This is a genomic window from Microbulbifer sp. JSM ZJ756 (assembly GCF_044383805.1).
GTDB lineage: Bacteria > Pseudomonadota > Gammaproteobacteria > Pseudomonadales > Cellvibrionaceae > Microbulbifer > Microbulbifer zhoushanensis.
Genome location: NZ_JBISER010000003.1, coordinates 382,406 through 398,986 on the forward strand (window position 1 = coordinate 382,406; position 16,581 = coordinate 398,986).

At 64.3% G+C, this 16,581-nt stretch carries 18 protein-coding genes; 8 read left to right on the forward strand and 10 right to left on the reverse strand.

Going from position 1 to position 16,581, the window contains the following annotated elements; genetic code table 11:
- The first annotated feature begins 93 nt into the window (after positions 1-93).
- The 6 genes from ftsE to ACH6CX_RS07970 all read left to right on the forward strand — a co-directional run bounded on the left by ftsE (position 94) and on the right by ACH6CX_RS07970 (position 5,157).
- Entirely contained in the window at positions 94-780 is a 687-nt protein-coding gene (gene ftsE / locus ACH6CX_RS07945; RefSeq protein WP_237062131.1) for a cell division ATP-binding protein FtsE, read from the forward strand.
- Positions 761-1,786, forward strand: coding sequence for a permease-like cell division protein FtsX (ftsX, locus tag ACH6CX_RS07950; protein ID WP_237062129.1), 1,026 nt, complete (start codon positions 761-763; stop codon positions 1,784-1,786). The genes ftsE and ftsX overlap by 20 nt, the downstream gene beginning before the upstream one ends.
- Before the next feature lie 219 nt (positions 1,787-2,005).
- The gene (gene rpoH, locus ACH6CX_RS07955; RefSeq protein WP_232940192.1) at positions 2,006-2,860 is read left to right on the forward strand and encodes an RNA polymerase sigma factor RpoH; all 855 of its coding nucleotides are present in this window, start codon (positions 2,006-2,008) and stop codon (positions 2,858-2,860) included.
- A 156-nt stretch (positions 2,861-3,016) separates the two neighbouring features.
- Positions 3,017-3,394 (forward strand): DUF423 domain-containing protein, encoded by a 378-nt coding sequence (locus ACH6CX_RS07960; RefSeq protein WP_232940191.1) that lies wholly within the window; start codon positions 3,017-3,019, stop codon positions 3,392-3,394.
- A 75-nt stretch (positions 3,395-3,469) separates the two neighbouring features.
- Positions 3,470-4,186 (forward strand): tRNA (guanosine(46)-N7)-methyltransferase TrmB, encoded by a 717-nt coding sequence (gene trmB / locus ACH6CX_RS07965; protein WP_237062127.1) that lies wholly within the window; start codon positions 3,470-3,472, stop codon positions 4,184-4,186.
- A gap of 98 nt (positions 4,187-4,284) precedes the next feature.
- Positions 4,285-5,157, forward strand: a complete 873-nt coding sequence (locus ACH6CX_RS07970; RefSeq protein ID WP_396675265.1) for a porin family protein — start codon at positions 4,285-4,287, stop codon at positions 5,155-5,157.
- On the opposite strand, the gene ACH6CX_RS07975 is transcribed toward ACH6CX_RS07970, so the two are convergent.
- On the reverse strand, positions 5,158-7,074 hold the full coding sequence (locus ACH6CX_RS07975) for an ATP-binding cassette domain-containing protein (RefSeq protein WP_232940188.1): 1,917 nt from the start codon (positions 7,072-7,074) through the stop codon (positions 5,158-5,160). It lies immediately after the preceding gene.
- A gap of 97 nt (positions 7,075-7,171) precedes the next feature.
- Here ACH6CX_RS07975 and ACH6CX_RS07980 point away from each other — a divergent pair, with 97 nt between their 5' ends.
- A complete protein-coding gene (locus ACH6CX_RS07980; protein WP_237062121.1) occupies positions 7,172-7,660 on the forward strand; it encodes a TIGR02444 family protein in 489 nt (162 codons plus the stop codon).
- A gap of 3 nt (positions 7,661-7,663) precedes the next feature.
- Here the strand turns inward: ACH6CX_RS07980 and ACH6CX_RS07985 are convergent, their stop codons facing one another.
- Positions 7,664-8,647 (reverse strand): histidine kinase, encoded by a 984-nt coding sequence (locus ACH6CX_RS07985; protein WP_396675266.1) that lies wholly within the window; start codon positions 8,645-8,647, stop codon positions 7,664-7,666.
- Positions 8,648-9,131: 484 nt separating this feature from the next.
- Here ACH6CX_RS07985 and ACH6CX_RS07990 point away from each other — a divergent pair, with 484 nt between their 5' ends.
- Positions 9,132-9,968 (forward strand): FKBP-type peptidyl-prolyl cis-trans isomerase, encoded by an 837-nt coding sequence (locus tag ACH6CX_RS07990; protein ID WP_232940183.1) that lies wholly within the window; start codon positions 9,132-9,134, stop codon positions 9,966-9,968.
- A gap of 146 nt (positions 9,969-10,114) precedes the next feature.
- Here the strand turns inward: ACH6CX_RS07990 and rsd are convergent, their stop codons facing one another.
- The 8 genes from rsd to ACH6CX_RS08030 all read right to left on the reverse strand — a co-directional run bounded on the left by rsd (position 10,115) and on the right by ACH6CX_RS08030 (position 16,545).
- Positions 10,115-10,582 (reverse strand): sigma D regulator, encoded by a 468-nt coding sequence (gene rsd, locus ACH6CX_RS07995; protein WP_232940181.1) that lies wholly within the window; start codon positions 10,580-10,582, stop codon positions 10,115-10,117.
- Positions 10,583-10,707: 125 nt separating this feature from the next.
- Positions 10,708-11,406 (reverse strand): LrgB family protein, encoded by a 699-nt coding sequence (locus tag ACH6CX_RS08000; RefSeq protein ID WP_232940179.1) that lies wholly within the window; start codon positions 11,404-11,406, stop codon positions 10,708-10,710.
- Complete coding sequence (locus ACH6CX_RS08005) at positions 11,399-11,788, reverse strand: CidA/LrgA family protein (RefSeq protein ID WP_232940177.1); 390 nt, start codon at positions 11,786-11,788, stop codon at positions 11,399-11,401. The genes ACH6CX_RS08000 and ACH6CX_RS08005 overlap by 8 nt, the downstream gene beginning before the upstream one ends.
- Before the next feature lie 38 nt (positions 11,789-11,826).
- Positions 11,827-12,318, reverse strand: coding sequence for a disulfide bond formation protein B (locus ACH6CX_RS08010; RefSeq protein WP_232940175.1), 492 nt, complete (start codon positions 12,316-12,318; stop codon positions 11,827-11,829).
- On the reverse strand, positions 12,315-12,917 hold the full coding sequence (locus ACH6CX_RS08015; protein ID WP_232940173.1) for an ACP phosphodiesterase: 603 nt from the start codon (positions 12,915-12,917) through the stop codon (positions 12,315-12,317). The genes ACH6CX_RS08010 and ACH6CX_RS08015 overlap by 4 nt, the downstream gene beginning before the upstream one ends.
- A gap of 94 nt (positions 12,918-13,011) precedes the next feature.
- Positions 13,012-14,592 (reverse strand): glutamate--cysteine ligase, encoded by a 1,581-nt coding sequence (gshA, locus tag ACH6CX_RS08020; RefSeq protein WP_232940171.1) that lies wholly within the window; start codon positions 14,590-14,592, stop codon positions 13,012-13,014.
- A 138-nt stretch (positions 14,593-14,730) separates the two neighbouring features.
- Complete coding sequence (locus ACH6CX_RS08025) at positions 14,731-15,141, reverse strand: hypothetical protein (protein ID WP_232940170.1); 411 nt, start codon at positions 15,139-15,141, stop codon at positions 14,731-14,733.
- 141 nt (positions 15,142-15,282) lie between these two features.
- Positions 15,283-16,545 (reverse strand): malic enzyme-like NAD(P)-binding protein, encoded by a 1,263-nt coding sequence (locus ACH6CX_RS08030; protein WP_232940169.1) that lies wholly within the window; start codon positions 16,543-16,545, stop codon positions 15,283-15,285.
- Positions 16,546-16,581 lie beyond the last annotated feature (36 nt).

Here is a 16,581-nt window from a genome sequence, read left to right on the forward strand (position 1 = left end):
GCCCATGGCCGCGATTGGGTCCCGAGGTGCCAGGGCAGGTCATTCGCGGCCATGGGCCGCTCCTATCATTAATAACAAGAATTCGCCGCCTGCATGATCACCTTTGACAACGTCAACAAGCGCTACGAATCCGGGCAGGATGCGCTGGTGCGCGTCAGCCTGGAGCTGCAGCGGGGCGAACTGGTATTCCTCACCGGGCACAGCGGTGCCGGCAAAAGCACCCTGCTCAAACTCCTTACCGCGATCGAGCGCCCCACCCGCGGCAGCATCCTGGTGGCGGGCCAGAACCTCAACCGCCTGCGCAACAGCCAGGTGCCCTACTACCGCCGCAATGTGGGCATTGTGTTCCAGAATCACCAGCTGCTGTTCGACCGCAGTGTCTTCGACAATGTGGCGCTGCCCCTGTCCGTGGCCGGCTGCAACCGCCGTGAGGTGGGCCGGCGCGTGCGCGCGGCACTGGACAAGGTGGGCCTTCTGCACAAGGAGCGCCAGAACCCCATTATGCTTTCCGGTGGTGAGCAGCAGCGGGTCGGTATCGCCCGGGCAGTGGTCAACAAGCCGGCGATCCTGGTAGCGGATGAGCCCACCGGTAACCTGGACCCGCAGCTGTCCGCGGAGATCATGCAGCTGTTTGCCGACTTCAACGCGGTGGGGGTGACGGTGATGATTGCCAGCCACGACCTGGAATTGATCGCCCGCCAGAAACGCCGGGTACTGACCCTGCAGGCGGGCCAGCTGATCTACGATGGAATCCCGAGCCGTGAAGCAGCCTACCCGTAACCCCGGCAACCCGGTTCGTACTGCCGCTCGCCAGCAGGCCGCGGCAGAGCGCACCCGCGCCACCGGCGCCGTCACGGCCCGAACCCGCCTGGGCGATCGCCTGCGCGGCTGGGTCGGGCACCACCGCGAGATGGCCGCCGAGGCCCTGCGGCGTTTCTTCGCGGCGCCCATGGCCAGCTTCATGACGGCCCTGGTAATCGCTATTGCCCTGGCGCTGCCGGCCTCCCTGCAGCTGGGCATGGTGAACTTCCAGCGCGCGGTGGCGGGCTGGGACGGCCAGCCGCAGATTTCCGTGTTCCTGAACAAGAGTGCCCGCGACTCCGCCATCACCTCCTACGTGCAAGACCTGCGGGAAGATCCGCGGGTGGCCGAGGTGACGTATATCTCACCCGAGCAGGCGCTGGAGGAGTTCCAGCAGTCGTCCGGCCTCGGTGATGCGCTGGCCGGGCTGGGCAGCAATCCCCTGCCGGCGGTCTTGCTGGTGCGTCCCGCCGGCGCCAACGGGGAGCTGGAGGCTCTGGCCGAGTCCCTGCGGGAAAGTGCCCTCAGCGATGCGGTGGTACTGGATATGGCCTGGGTGGAACGGCTGGCGCGGCTGACCGAGCTGGGCCAGCGCCTCTCCCTGGGGCTGGGCCTGCTGCTGGCACTGGGTGTGATTCTGGTGGTGGTGAACACCATACGCCTGCATATCGAGAGTCGCCGGGAGGAGATCCTGGTGGTCAAGCTGGTGGGGGGGACCAATGCCTTTGTGCGCCGCCCGTTCCTGTACAGCGGTCTATGCTACGGCCTGTTCGGTGGCCTGCTGGCATGGCTGCTGGTGACCCTGGGGGTGGCATTGTTGTCGGGCCCGGTAGCGGGGCTGGCCTCTTCCTACGGCAGTGGTTACCGCCTCGACGGGCCCGGGCTGGCCTACCTGCTGGCTCTGGCTGGCGGCGCCGCCCTGCTGGGCCTGGCGGGTGCCTGGGTGGCTGTGGCACGACATGTCCGCGCCATAGAGCCCTCCTGACCCGGTGGTCACAATTATTTCCGGAACCCGTGGCGCACACGGGAACCGCGCCTGTGGATAAACCCTCTAATGCCACGGATTTCAACGGCTCCGGCACTGTGGGCGGGCTTTCTTATTCGCCCGCGCTAGTGCTAAACTGGCCCAATTCGCCGGGTAACTCCCGGCGGTCGTTTGATCGCAAGTTCAACCGGCACCAGAGTTTTGACAGGAGAGATCTGCATGGGAACTAGCCTGCAGCCAGTGCAAACGCTGTCCCCGGGAGCCAACCTCGGGGCCTATATCCAGACGGTCAGCGGCTTCGATGTGCTGTCCGCTGAGGAAGAAAAGCGGCTGGCGGAGGACCTCTATTATCGCGAGGACCTGAATGCTGCACGGCAGCTGGTTATGTCGCACCTGCGTTTTGTGGTGCACATCGCCAAATCCTACTCCGGCTATGGCCTGAACCAGGGAGACCTGATCCAGGAAGGCAACGTCGGCCTGATGAAAGCCGTGAAGCGCTTCAACCCCGAGAAGGGGGTGCGCCTGGTTTCCTTTGCGGTGCACTGGATCAAGGCCGAGATTCACGAATTTATCCTGCGCAACTGGCGCATCGTGAAGATCGCCACTACCAAGGCGCAGCGCAAGCTGTTCTTTAACCTGCGCGGACAGAAGAAGAAGCTCGCCTGGCTCACCAATGACGAGGCCAAGGCGGTGGCGAAGGACCTGAATGTGGACGTGACGCACGTGCACGAGATGGAGGGTCGCCTCTCTGCCCATGACGCCGCATTCGATGCGGGCGTGGATGACGATGACGACAGTGCCTGGCAGGCGCCGGCGCACTACCTGGAAGACCGCAGTTTCGACCCGGCGGCCCAGCTGGAGCGCGATAACTGGGAAGAGACCAACCTCACCAGTCTCGCCGCGGCCATGGAGCAGCTCGATGATCGCAGCCGCGATATCATCCGGGCACGCTGGCTGAGCGAGAACAAGGCGACCCTGCACGAGCTGGCTGATAAATACGGCGTCTCTGCCGAGCGTATCCGCCAGCTGGAAAAGAACGCGATGAAAAAGGTACGCGTGGCGATGGAAGCCTGATCGCGCCACCGGGCCCTGAAGAAAACCGCGCAACCGCGCGGTTTTTTTTTTTGCACTGTGACAAACCTGCGGCGAACCGCGGCCAGGGGCCTTGCCTGCCAACATAAACGGACAACGAAGGGAAACACGGCCCCGGGGGCCTGGACCGGAATCACCATGACCAAACTCTACCTGCTGATCGCCGCTTTTCTCGGCGCCACCGGCGTCATGCTTGGCGCCTTCGGTGCCCACGGCCTGCGCGGCCGAGTGGCCGAAAACCTGCTGGAAGCCTTCAAGACCGGTGTGCACTACCAGCTGGTGCATGCCCTGGTGTTGTTGCTGGTGGCGCTGATGATCCAGCAGTGGGGCTCGCGCACCGCACTGGTGACCTGCGGCGCCCTGTTCGCAGTCGGCGTGCTGCTGTTCAGCGGCAGTCTCTATGGGCTGGCCCTTGGCGGGCCGCGCTGGCTGGGGCCCGTCACCCCCCTGGGCGGCAGCCTGATGATTGCCGGCTGGATAGCCCTGTTTGTGGCGGCGCTGAACCTGCCGCGCTGAGCGCCCGTCGTTTCCCCTGGGAGCGGCCGCTCCTACAATGACTTGATTACGAATTTGCATCCGAGGTCGCAAAGCATGCAAGAAGAGTCCGCGGAAGATTTTCCCTACCGCACCGAGTACAAGAAAAAGTCCATCCGCAGTTATGTCATCCGCGCCGGTCGCATGACCGAGGGGCAGCGCCGGGCTTTCGATAACTACTGGGGGCAGTACGGCCTGTCGCTGTTCGCCGGCCCGCTGGACCCGGCACAGGAGTTCGGTCGCCAGGCGCCGCTGGTACTGGAGATCGGCTTTGGCATGGGCGACTCGCTGCTGGCGATGGCGGAGGCCGAGCCGGACAAGGATTTTATTGGCATCGAGGTGCACCCGCCCGGTGTCGGCCGCCTGATCAACAACGCCGGCAAGGCCGGGGTGAAAAACCTGCGGGTGTATATGGCCGACGCGGTGGATGTGCTCAATGACTGCATCGCCGACGCCTCGCTGGACCGGTTCCAGCTGTATTTCCCGGATCCGTGGCACAAGAAAAAACATCACAAGCGGCGCATCGTGCAGCCGGAATTCGTGCGGCTGCTGTGCACCAAGCTCAGGCCCGGCGGGCTGATGCACATGGCCACCGACTGGGAGAATTACGCCGAGCATATGCTCGAGGTCCTGGAGGCGGAGCCGGCACTGGAGAACACCGCCGGCGCCGGACAGTATGCCCCGCGCCCGGAGTTCCGTCCGCAGACCAAGTTCGAGCAGCGCGGCCAGCGACTGGGCCACGGAGTCTGGGACCTGCTCTACCGCCGCACCTGATTGCAGCGGGGTAAAAGACGTACCTACGGGCTGCCGGCGGGTCTGCTATCTTCATAAGTCAGACGACCCGCCGGTAAAAGGACACTCCGGAGCCCACAATGACTGATAAGAGTCTTCGGCCCGCGCGCACCGTCGCCGTTGCGCTGCTGTTTCTCGCCCTGCCCTGCATGCCCGCCCTCGCCGACGAAGAGGGCACCCTCAACCTCTACCTCAAGGGAACCCGCCAGTGGTTTAACAGCGAGCGGCTGGACGGCACCCCGTTCGAGGAGTTCGAGCTGGATGACAGTACTGGCGGCGGTATCGGCCTTGGCTTCAATATCACCGACCGCTGGGCACTCGAGGGTGTGGTGGACGCTTTCTCGGCGGACATCGATGGGCTGGACGAAAAAGTCGACGTGTACAACTACCACATGGACCTGTTCTGGCAATTTGCCGGGCAGTTCTGTGGCGACTTCTGCTGGCAACCCTACCTGGCCTTCGGTGTCGGCGAGGTCCGGATCGAGTATGACCGCCTGCTCGAGCCATTGCCGGTAATCCCGGCGGACTACGACGGCCCGGTGTTCTTCGATCGCAGCAGGGAGGACCACGATCGCCAGACCATGGCCAATTTCGGGGTCGGGGTGAAATACCGGCTGGGACCGCGCTGGCAGGCCCGCGCCGATGCGCGTGCCTTTTACGGAGTCGAGCGCGGGGGTATGGATACGGCACTGAGCTTTACCATCGGCTACCAGTGGATGGAGTTTCCGCCGGTGGTGCGGGATACCGATGGCGACGGCTTTATTGACGACGTGGATATGTGCCCGCAGACCCCGCCCGGAGTGGCGGTGGATAACACCGGCTGCCCGATCGACACGGACTCCGACGGTGTGCCGGATTACCTCGACCTGTGCCCCGGCACGCCCTACGCGACGGCCGTGGACGAAGAGGGTTGCCCGGAGACCCCGCCGCAGGGCGAATTCCCGGTCAAGTGATCAGCCTCGCGCCGCGTCGAGCTGCTCGCTGATTTCCAGCCACTCCATCTCCAGCGACTCGAGCTTTTCCCGCTCCTCGGCCTGGGCGCGGTTGAGCCTGGCTATCTCCTCCTGCTGGCCGCCGCTGTAGAGACTCTCGTCGGCGAGCCGGGCGTCGAGCCCGGCCAGTTGCTCCTCGACCTGCGCCATGTCCCGCTCCACGCGCTTGAGCCGGTTGGTCAGGGGTTTCAGTTGCTCGCGCAATGCCGCGGCAGCCCTGCGCTGGGATTTCCTGTCTTCTTTACCTTCCGTGGGCTGGTCGTCCTGGCGCACGGCGGCCTTCTCCCCGGCGCGCTCGTTGCGGCGGAACTCCAGCAGCCACTGGCGGTAATCCTCCAGGTCGCCGTCGAACGCCCGCACCCTGCCGTCGGCCACCAGCAGGAATTCATCGGCGGTATTGGCCAGCAGGTAGCGATCGTGAGAAACCAGCACCACGGCGCCGGGAAACTCCGCCAGCGCCAGCGCCAGCGCGTGGCGCATCTCCAGGTCCAGGTGGTTGGTGGGCTCGTCCAGAAGCAGCAGGTTGGGTTTCTGCCAGGCCAGGATCGCCAGTGCCAGGCGCGCCTTCTCGCCGCCGGAAAAACCGCCCACCTGTTCGAACACACGGTCGCCGGTGAAGCCGTAACCACCGAGAAAATCCCTGAGTGACTGCTCGCTGGCTTCCGGTGACAGGCGCTGCAGGTGCAGCATCGGCGAGGCGGCGCTGTCGAGCGCCTCCAGCTGGTGCTGGGCAAAGTAGCCGATGGCCAGGTGCTCACCGCACTGGCGCTCGCCATGGATAGGCGCCAGCTCGCCGGCCAGGGTCTTGATCAGGGTGGACTTGCCCGCGCCATTGGGGCCCAGCAGGCCAATGCGCCGGCCCGGGTGGATGCCCAGCTGCACCTTGTGTACCACCGCCTTGTCGCCATAGCCCAGTTCCGCGTCGCGCAGGTCGATCAGCGGGTTGGAGACCTTGTCCGCCGATGGCAGGGAAAAGCGAAAGGGGGAATCCACGTGCGCGGGCGCAATTTGCGCCATGCGGTCGAGCGCCTTGAGGCGACTCTGGGCCTGGCGGGCCTTGGTGGCCTTGGCGCGAAAACGGCGGACAAAGTCCTCCATATGCGCGCGCTGGGCCTGCTGCTTCTCAAATTGCGCCTGCTGTTGGGCCAGGCGCTCGGCGCGGGTGCGTTCGAAGGCGCTGTAGTTGCCGCTGTACTGGACCAGCTGGCGGTGCTCGAAACTGACCACACTGTCCACCACCGCGTCGAGGAAATCCCGGTCGTGGGAGATGATCAGCAGTGTGCCGGGGAACTTCTGCAGCCACTGTTCCAGCCACAGGGTGGCATCCAGGTCCAGGTGGTTGGTGGGTTCGTCCAGCAGCATCAGGTCGGCGGGGCACATGAGCGTGCGTGCCAGGTTCAGGCGGATACGCCAGCCGCCGGAAAAACTCTTTACCGGCCGCTGCTGGTGGGCGTGGGAAAACCCCAGGCCGTCGAGCAGCTGGGCAGCGCGGGCCGGGCCGCTGTAGCCGTCGATCGCCGCCATGCGCTCATGGAGTTCCCCCAGTCGCCGCCCGTCCGGTGAGGCCGCGGCCTCGAGTGTTTCCAGTTCCCGCTGCAGTCGGCGCAGCTCGGCGTCGCCATCCAGCACGTAGTCCAGGGCCGTCTGGTCGCCCGCTGCCACCTCCTGTGCCATGTGTGCGATGCGCCAGCCGGCAGGCAGCTCGACACTACCGCTATCGGTATCCAGCTTCCGCAGCAGCAGCTTGAACAGGGTGGATTTGCCGCAGCCATTGGCACCGATAATCCCCACCTTGTGGCCGGGAAAAATGCGGCAGTCAGCATTGTGCAGCAGTTCGCGCCCGCCCAGTTGCAGCGAGACGCCTTGCAGATTGATCAAGAAAAACCTCTTCCGGAGTTACCCCGGCGCGCCATGGTGCTAGGCTAACGACATTACAGCCGCGCGGCACACCCGATAAGAAAGCCGGGATTCTAACGTGACGAAACGCTCCCCTCCATCCTCTTCCGCCCTGGACAATCCCCTGTGGGAGTTCAGCCTCGACTTCTATCGCCATGAAGAAGTGCAGGCATTCCTGCTGGCCTGCCAGGACGACCGGGGTGCGGATGTCTGCCTGATGCTGTGGGCGTCCTATGTGTCGGCCTCCGGGCGGCAGCTGAGCGAGGAGAGCTGGCGGGTGGCGGATCGCGGGCTTGCCCCGCGCCGGCGTATGATCGCCAGCGTGCGCAACCTGCGACGCTGGCTCGGGCGTATGCGCCCGCGGACCCAGTCACTGTATAAGCGCTGCAAAAACTATGAGTTGAAACTGGAACAGCTACAGCTGGCGGCACTGTGGAAACTGCAGCAGGAGACCTGGCCGGAGGATCGCTGCGCGCTGGCACTGGCGGGCCAGCAATATGGCCTGCCGCAAAAAGAACAGGCCCGCTGGGCGGGCCTGATCGACAGCTACTGTAGCGGTGGCACCTGAACGTTACTGGTCGTCCGAGCGCTCGCTGGAAAACAGGCTGTTAAAGGGCGTCACCGGAGTGATGCTCGGTGTCGGCTTGGGGGCCTCGGCCGGCTTGCTGGCGGGGGCCGGTGTGCTTTCAGCCGGTTTCGCTTCCGCCGGCTTGGGTTCTGCCGGCCTGGCGGTCTCCGCCGGAGTCGGTTTTACCGCACTGGGGGCGGGTGATTTCTGCGGGGCCGGCTCACTGGCCTCAGCCTTCTTGGCGGGTGCCTTCTTGACCGGCGCTTTCTTCACTGCGGGTTTCTTCGCCGCTGATTTAGCCCCTGCAGCTGCAGTTGTAGCTGCCTTCTTGGCGGGGGCTTTCTTGGTTGTCGCTTTCTTGGTCGGGGCTTTCTTGGCTGCAGCCTTCTTGGGTGCGGCTTTTTTCGCCGCAGTTTTGCCGGCTGTTGCCTTTTTGGCTGCAGACTTCTTGGCGGCGGGCTTCTTGGTGGAGGTAGCCTTCTTGGCCGCCGGCTTCTTGGCTGTGGCCGCTTTCCTGGCTGTGGATTTGCCGCTGGCAGCCTTGCGCGCCGTCTTGGCCTTGGCGGCCCCTTTCTTTTTCTTTGCCTTGGCAACTTCCTTCTCTGCCTTGGCGACAACCTTACTTACCTGTTCCGCCAGCTTCAGTTCGGATTTGGCTGCGGCTTCGGCCTGTTTTGCCTCGGCGGCAGCTTCGCGGGCATCGGCCATTGCGGCGGTCAGCTTTTCCACGTTGGCCTTCGCCGTGTCCACCCGCTTCTTGGTGGCAGCGGTCTTGCGCTTGCTGGCGGCAGTACGGGCATCTGCCAGCTTGGACTTGGCCTTGGCCAGCTTGTCCTTGGCAGCGGCCAGGGCCTTGTTGGATTTCTGCACCGCCTTGCTGGCATCGGTTACCTGCTTGGTACGTGCCTTGTCGAGTTTGGTGGTGAGCTTGGCAATTTGCGCTTCCAGCTCTGCGACTGGATTGACAGCTTTCTTTTTGGCAGCCATGAGTCAATATCCTGAGGTTTATTATCGATTCAACGCATCCGGGCAGTGTGGGTGCCCGGCACTTTTGCGGATGGTGCCGCATTCACAGTTACTTGCACTGGCGCGTTGCCCAGGGAGCAAAACCTTTTAGCAATCCAAAGCAACCGCAGGTGCCCACGATAATAGCGCTGTTTTTTTCAAAATTGTATGCCGCAACCACGGAAAAGCGCCCGAAAGTGCCGGTAAAATTCCACAGGCGGAGGGAACTGCGCGAATGTGGCAGTGTTCGAACATGTGAACGGCATCGGTGTGCACCGGTAGTCACCTTGCGTTAGACTTGCTGGGCATCGGCTGACACGCCGTCATGCGGCGGTCGTGAACTGGATCGCCAACCCGATGGCGGAGTTGTCACGGCTACTGGGCCGCATCCCGGACCCGGCCAGCCCGGCCGGGTCTGAAGGAACCCTACGAATAAATACATCCAGAGACTTAAGAGACAACCCATATGAACAAATATCCACTGGCTGCGGCGGTTGCCCTGGGCGTCATGCTGGCAGGCTGTAACAAGCAAGATTCCGGCCAGGCCGAAGAAATCGCACTGGAAACCCAGGAGCAGAAAGTAAGCTACATCATTGCCGAGGACATGGCCCGCCGGCTCGACTCGCAGGGTGTCGCACTGGATTCCAAGGTTGTTGTCATGGCTCTCGAAGATGTCGCTGCCGGCCGTGAGTCGCGCCTCAGCGATGAGGACAAGCAGCAGGTAATCGCCGTATTCCAGGAAAACATGCAGGCCAAGCAGCAGGAGATGCTGGCCAAGCAGGAGCAGGAATTCAAGGCCAAGGCAGAATCAAACATGGCCGAAGGCAAGGCGTTCCTGGAAGAAAACGCCCAGAAGGAAGGCGTGGTTACCACTGACTCCGGCCTGCAATACAAAGTGATTCGCGCAGGCAGTGGTGATACCCCGTCTGCCGACAGCACCGTCGAGGTGGATTACAAGGGTACCCTGATTGATGGTACCGAGTTCGACAGCTCCTATGCCCGCGGTGAGCCGGTACAGTTCCCGGTCGGCGGGGTGATCAAGGGCTGGACCGAGGCGCTGCAGCTGATGAAGGAAGGGGCTAAATGGGAACTGTATATCCCCTCCGACCTGGCCTACGGTCCCGGCGGTGCGGGCGGCCTGATCGGCCCCAATGCCACCCTGATTTTCGAAGTGGAACTGCACAAGGCGAACGTTGCTGAAGGAGAGGCAGGCGCGGGTAGCGATGCAGAACCTGCCGCCGGTGAAGGCGAGGCGACCGATGAGAGCGGTAGTGAAGAGGCGCCGCAGGAGGAGCAGGAGTAAGCTACTTCCTGCACCGACAAGAAAAAGGGCCGCTATCCAGCGGCCCTTTTTTTGTCTCCTTTTAAGTCCCTGTCCCCCTGGCGCTCATTGCCTGCAGCAACCGCTCGTGGCCCTGCAGGCCGGCGACGGGAAACAGCGGCGGGGAGTCAGGCAAGCTGGTTCTTGTGCGCCGTGTGCAGGACCGAAATCATCTCGTCCTCGGAACGGAAGCGGGATTCCAGCGCCTCGCCCAGCAGTGACAGGTCCTTCGGCAGGCTGTCCAAATCGTCGGTTTCCAGGTATTTGTCGTTGAAGTCCACGGCGATATCCGTGGTGGCATCAATTTTGGTGTAGAGCTCGCGGGATTTTTCCAGCCCGGCTTCGTCATTGAATGCCTTGCCTTCCAGTATCAGCTGCTCGTACACCTCGAAGTGGCCCGCCGACACATAGTCCATCAGCAGCTGGCAGAGCTCGCGCACTGCTTCTTCAGTGCGGGCATCGCCGTCGCGCACTTCCCGGTTTTCCGACAGGCTGCAGAAGCGCACCAGGAGCGCCTGGCGGGCATGCAGCCAGCGATCGATTATGTCGCTGACCCCGCCCCAACGTTCACGCGCCGACTTACAGTTTTCCAGCATTTCAGGCTTCCTTTTATCTCGCTCTGCCCCACCACAATCATGCTCAGCGGGCTTTTATGCAAGATAGGAGATTCGGGTATCGCGGGCAAGGCGAAAGCGGCAATCGGCGCCAGAAGCCGGCGCTGTCAGGCACCTGCCAGCAGTGGCAGGAATACCGCGGTCAGGGCGCCGCACAGCCCCATCGCCAGCGCCGCGAAGGCCCCGCACAGGGCGCTGATTTCCAGGGCCCGCGCGGTACCGATGGCATGGGCGTTGATGCCCAGCACAAAGCCGACAATGCGCGGGTCGCCGGCACCCAGTCGCCGCATCAGCGACGGCCCCAGGACGGCGCCCACAACGCCGCTGAACACGACGATCCCCACGGTCAGGCTCTCGGCGGCACCTACCTTGCCGGCAATGGCCAGCGCAATCGGTGTGGTTACCGCCTTGCCGGAAAGTGCGGCCAGCACCGGGCCGGAGGCGCCCAGCAAGAGTGCCAGACCGACGCCAATCAGCGGTGCCAGTACCGCGCCCACACACAGGGTCACTGTCAGCGGCATGGCGGCGCGGCGGATGATCGCCAGGTTCTGTCTCAGCGGCACTGCCAGCGCCACCACTGCCGGCCCCAGCAGCGCATACAGGGCGCCGCTGGCGCTTTGGTAGTCCCGGTACTCGATTCCCAGCGCATAGAGACTGCCCGCCACCAGCAGGCTGGCGCCGACGATCGGGTGCAGCAGCGTGGTGCCGCTGCGCCGGTACAGCCACAGGCCGCCCAGGAAACCGGCGACATTGAGTGGCAGGATAAACAGCGGGTGGCCCAGCAGTGCCGGCAGTGAATCAGGCATGGGGGCCGGCCCCGCTGCCGTAACGTCGCAGCAGTTTTTTCAGCAGCAGGGCACAGAGCGCGATACTGGCCAGGGTGCCCAGCACCGTGGCTGCCAACAGGCCCAGCCAGTCTGCGGGGGAGAGGTCGCGGAGAAAGAACAGGCCAGTGGCGGCGGGCAGGAACAGCAGCGCCAGCAGGCGCAGCAACGCTCCGCTCACTTCCGCCAGGCCCTGCGGTACGCTGCCGTAAACCAGCAGGCCCAGCAGCAACAGCAGCATGCCGAGAACCGAACCGGGTACCGGCAGCGCCAGGCTGGCCTGTAACCAGTTACCGGCCAGGTTAGCCGCTACCAGCAGGGCCGCACCGGCCAGCCAGCCGCCAGCGCGGCCGCTGATCCGCACGCTGCTTTTCGGGTGGCCGGGCATCAGGCAGGGGGTGTTTACTGGCGCCGGAAGGCCTGCCAGAGGCCGAATACCACCAGGCCCACAAAGCCCACGGCGGCCCAGGCGGGAATACTCAGGCCCAGCATGGTCCACTGCACCTCGGCGCAGTTGCCGTCACCGGTGAGCAGTACCTTGACCACATCCAGGAAAGGAAAGGCATCGATCATGTAGGAGATGCCGGGACCGCAGGCCGGGACCTGGTCCTCGGGCAGGCTCTGCAGCCACAGCTGGCGGGCAGAGAAGTACAGGCCGCCCAGCGCCCACAGTGACACCAGCATGCCGTATAAACGTCGACCGATAACGCCCGGGTTGTGCACAAATGCGAGCAGGGACACCAGCCCCACGCCCAGCAGCATTACGCGCTGGGTAATGCACAGCGGGCAGGGCTCCAGTCCCCGGACATACTCGAGGTAAAAGGCACTGCCGAGCAGAAAAATGACGGCGAGAAAAACCAGCAAAAACGTAATACGCGGGTTGGGAAGGCTCATTTGTTATCGAATCCTGAAAAATCCTCTCGAAACCGCCGGGCATCGAGCATCAAGTCACTGAACAACAGATCGAAGTCGCGCTCCAGGGCTTCCCCGGCGGCGGTCACTGCGGGCAGTGCGGCCTGCAGTGCCACCGGGCGTCGCAGGCGCTGGCCGACGCGCTCCAGGGTGCGGGCAATGACATCGCGGTCGGGATAGCTCTGCAGCAGTCTAAATTGCTCGGCCCGCTGCATAAAGCGCCGGGCGCCGGGCGGAATATACCGCCTGCGGGCGTGGAAGTCTCGCCAGCATTGGTCACAGAAATTGTCGAGGGAATACGGGTGCCAGTCGTCCCACTGGCGGCTGAGCAGGTGGTCGAACCAGATATCCAGCACGATACCCCCGTAGCGTCGCCACTCCGGGCCCAGCCGTTGCAGGGCATCCACATAGGCGGGGTGGGCATCGGAGCGCGCGTCGATGCGGCGGTGCAGGCGGATGCCGGCCTCGATGGCGGGGGGGAACTCTCCCCGCAGGGGGCCCTTGACGAAATCCCCCAGCAGGCCGCCCAGGCGCCAGTCCGGGTCGGGGCCGGATAACAGCAGGTGGGCGAGATAGTTCATGGGGCTTTGGGCCTGGCGATTACTGGTGGGGGACAACCCCGGCCCGCCGGTGCGAGCTCAGGCGGGCCGGGAGCCGGTTCGGGCTGGGCCAGCGCTATCGCTGGCAGAACGTATACTGCGCATAGTACTGACCGAGGAAATCCTCGAAAGTGCCCGTATCGGCGGCTTCCACTTCGCGCTGGCGCTCCAGGGATTCCCTTGCGCCACGGGCAAATTCCTCGCGGGTGCTGTCGTCCAGGGGGCGTTCGCGGAAGTACCGGTGGTGCTGTTCGGCCTTGTCCTGGGCCCACTCGAAGAAGCTCTGGCCGCGTTCACGCATCTCCGCCAGCATTCTCGCCGCGGGAGTGGCGACCTCACCACGGACTTTTTGCTGCTGTGCTGCCAGCGCGCGGGCGAAGTCGTCACCTTCCCAGGCGCGGTCGAGCAGTTCCGCCAGCGGTTGCATCTGGCCCAGCAGCTCCTCCGCCCAGTCCACCAGCGGGCGCTCGCCGCCGTTGTGGACCAGCTTCAGTTGCGGGTCGCGGCCGCGGTAGACAATGCGGTTCTGGTTTTCCTGCGTGGCCCGGTAATCCGCGTCGTCGGTCTTGGGGCTGTCTTCCAGCAGGCAGTGCAGCAGGAAACAGTCGAGGAAGCGCATCTGCTGCGCGTCCATGCCCAGTGGCTCGAACGGGTTCAGGTCCAGGCAGCGCACCTCGATGTATTCCACTCCGCGGTTGTCCAGTGCGGACAGCGCGGTCTCACCCATGCGGGCCGGGTTCTTCGGCCGGATCGGCGAGTAAAATTCGTTCTCGATCTGCAGCAGGCCGGTGGACAGCTGCTGGTAATTGCCCCCGGCGTCCTTCACACCCAGCTCGTGGTACGGCGGATAGGGTTTGCTGATTGCCGCACACAGGGTGGATAGGTAGCTGGGCAGGTCGTTGTAGCAGACGATCAGTGACTGCTGGGCGTCGCTGTTGTAACCCAGGTCGCCCATGCGCAGGGAGGTGGCGTAGGGTGTGTGCAGGCTCCTGGGGTTGCCGTCGAATGGCTCCAGGGAGTGATCGCGCCCCTCGACAAAAGAGGCGCACACAGCCGGTGCGGCACCGAACAGGTGGATCAACAGCCAGTAATGGCGGCGGAAATTGCGGATCAGGTCGAAGTAGCGGCGGGTCTTGAATTCGCCCAGCTCCTCGCTGCTGCCCTCACGCTCGTGCAGCCATTGCCAGAAAGACTCCGGCAGGGAGAAGTTGTAGTGGATACCGGCGATGGTCTGCATGGCGCGGCCGTAGCGCAGGCCCAGCCCCAGGCGATAGACGGTTTTCATGGAACCGCTGTGGGAGCTGCCATAGAGCGCCACCGGGATATCCTCGTCCTCGCCCAGCACGCACGGCATGCTGTTGACCCACAGCCGCTCGTCACCGATCTCGCCGTAGGTGTAGCGATGGATCTGGTCGAGGGTCTCCAGGACCTCTTCCGGTGTCGCCACCGGCGGGGTGATGAACTCCAGCAGGGCCTCGGAGAAATCCGTGGTGATCAGGTCGTGGGTCAGCGCCGAGCCCAGTGCTGCCGGGTGCGGGGTGCGGGCCAGGGTGCCATCGGGATTGACCCGCAGGCTCTCTTTCTCGACACCGCGGCGAATGCCCTTCAGCAGTTGCAGCGTTTGCGGCTGGGCCAGGGCGGCCAGGTAATGGGGCACTCGTATCTCCTTACTGAGGCTGGCTGTGCCTCTGGACTGCCGTTGGGAAACCGCCGACCGGTACGGCGGCCGCCGGCACTCCGGCCGATATGGGGACCGGCGCCGGTTTTCTCAAGGATAGGATTGGCGGCCGCGGAATCAGACGGCCGAACCGGATCGCTGCGCGTCTTCGCCGGGCTGGTCCGGTTCGATCTCGGGTGGCTCTTCCGGCGTGATCTCCGGCGGCTCGCCCGGTTCAATCTCCGGGGTGGGCTCGGGAATGATTTCCGGGTTCTGCTCCGGCGGGGTTTCCGGCGGTGAGCCCGGCTCGATTTCCGGGTCGCCCAGCGCCTCCTCGGGCACCTGGGGCTGTCCCTTGGGGTTCAGGTCGCACTGCAGCAGTTCGATGCGCAGGCTGACATCGCGGGTGTTGGCCTCAAACATCTGGTTGATGGCGACGTCCTTGTGCTCGCTGCGGAACAGCTTGCCGGCGTCGCGGCCGTCGATCCACTCGTTACTCTTGCTCAGGAATCGCTGGTGCTGGTTCGTCAGCACGTACACATGGCTCATGCGGAAGGACAACTTTGCTTATGTACAGACGGGCAGTGTAGCGATGGAGGGAACGGGGTCAAGAACCCGGCGGCCCGCACCCGTCCCGGCCGGGCTGGGCCGGCGCGGAAATGGATGCGGGGCGCCAACGGTGGCGATGGTTCAGATCGCCTCCAGGGGGTAGTGCTCCGGGTACGGCAGCCGGGCCGCGCCGCTGTCCACCGCTGCGCGTGCCACCGCCGCCGCCACTTCCGGCAGCAGGCGGGGATCGGTGGGCTTGGGCAGGATATAGGCCGGGCCCAGGCCCAGCTCGATACCGCCGTAGCCCTCGCGCACCGCGTCCGGCACCGGCAGGTGGGCGATCTTGCGGATGGCCTCGATGGCCGCCAGCTTCATCTCCTCGTTGACACGCACGGCGCGTACATCGAGGGCGCCGCGGAAGATGAACGGGAAGCAGAGCACATTGTTGACCTGGTTCGGGTAGTCCGAACGACCGGTGGCCATGATCAGGTCGTCGCGCACGCTGTGGGCCAGTTCCGGCGAGATCTCCGGGTTGGGGTTGGAGCAGGCAAAAACCACCGGGCGCGGGGCCATGCGCTTGAGCTGCTCGGCGGACAGCAGGTCCGGGCCGGATACGCCCAGGAATACGTCGGCGCCCTCGATGGCATCGTCCAGGGTGCGCATCTCGGTATCCCGTGCCCACTCGCCTTTGTAGGCGTTGATGTCGGTGCGCCCCGAGTGGATCACGCCGCGGCTGTCGAGCATGGTGATCTGTTCTTTCTTGGCCCCGGCGGCCAGCATCAGCTTGCAGCAGGCGGTGGCGGCTGCGCCGGCACCCAGGCACACCATGCGCACGTCCTCGATTTTCTTGCCCTGGATCTCAAGGGCGTTGAGCATGCCCGCCACGGTCACGATGGCGGTGCCGTGCTGGTCGTCGTGGAACACCGGCACCGGGCAGCGCTCGATCAGCGCTTCCTCGATATGGAAACACTCCGGCGCCTTGATATCTTCCAGGTTGATGCCACCGAAGGTGTTGGCGATGGCGCTGACCGTCTCGATAAAGCGCTCCGGGCTCTTGGCCTCCACCTCGATATCCACCGAGTTGATCCCGGCGAAACGCTTGAACAGAAGGGACTTCCCTTCCATCACCGGCTTGGATGCCAGCGGGCCCAGGTTGCCGAGGCCGAGGATGGCACTGCCATTGGAGATGACTGCCACCAGGTTGCCCTTGCCGGTGTACTGGTAGGCGGCATCCGGGTCGCGGGCGATCTCGCGCACCGGTTCGGCGACGCCGGGACTGTAGGCCAGGGACAGGTCTTCCTGGGTCTGCGCCGGTGTGGTGAGCTCTACCGACAGCTTGCCCGGGGTCGGCAGCGCATGGTAATCCAGCGCTGCCTGGCGCAATGCTTCCTTCGCATCCTTCATCTTGGGTAATTCTCTCGAGTCAGTGGTCGCTAACCC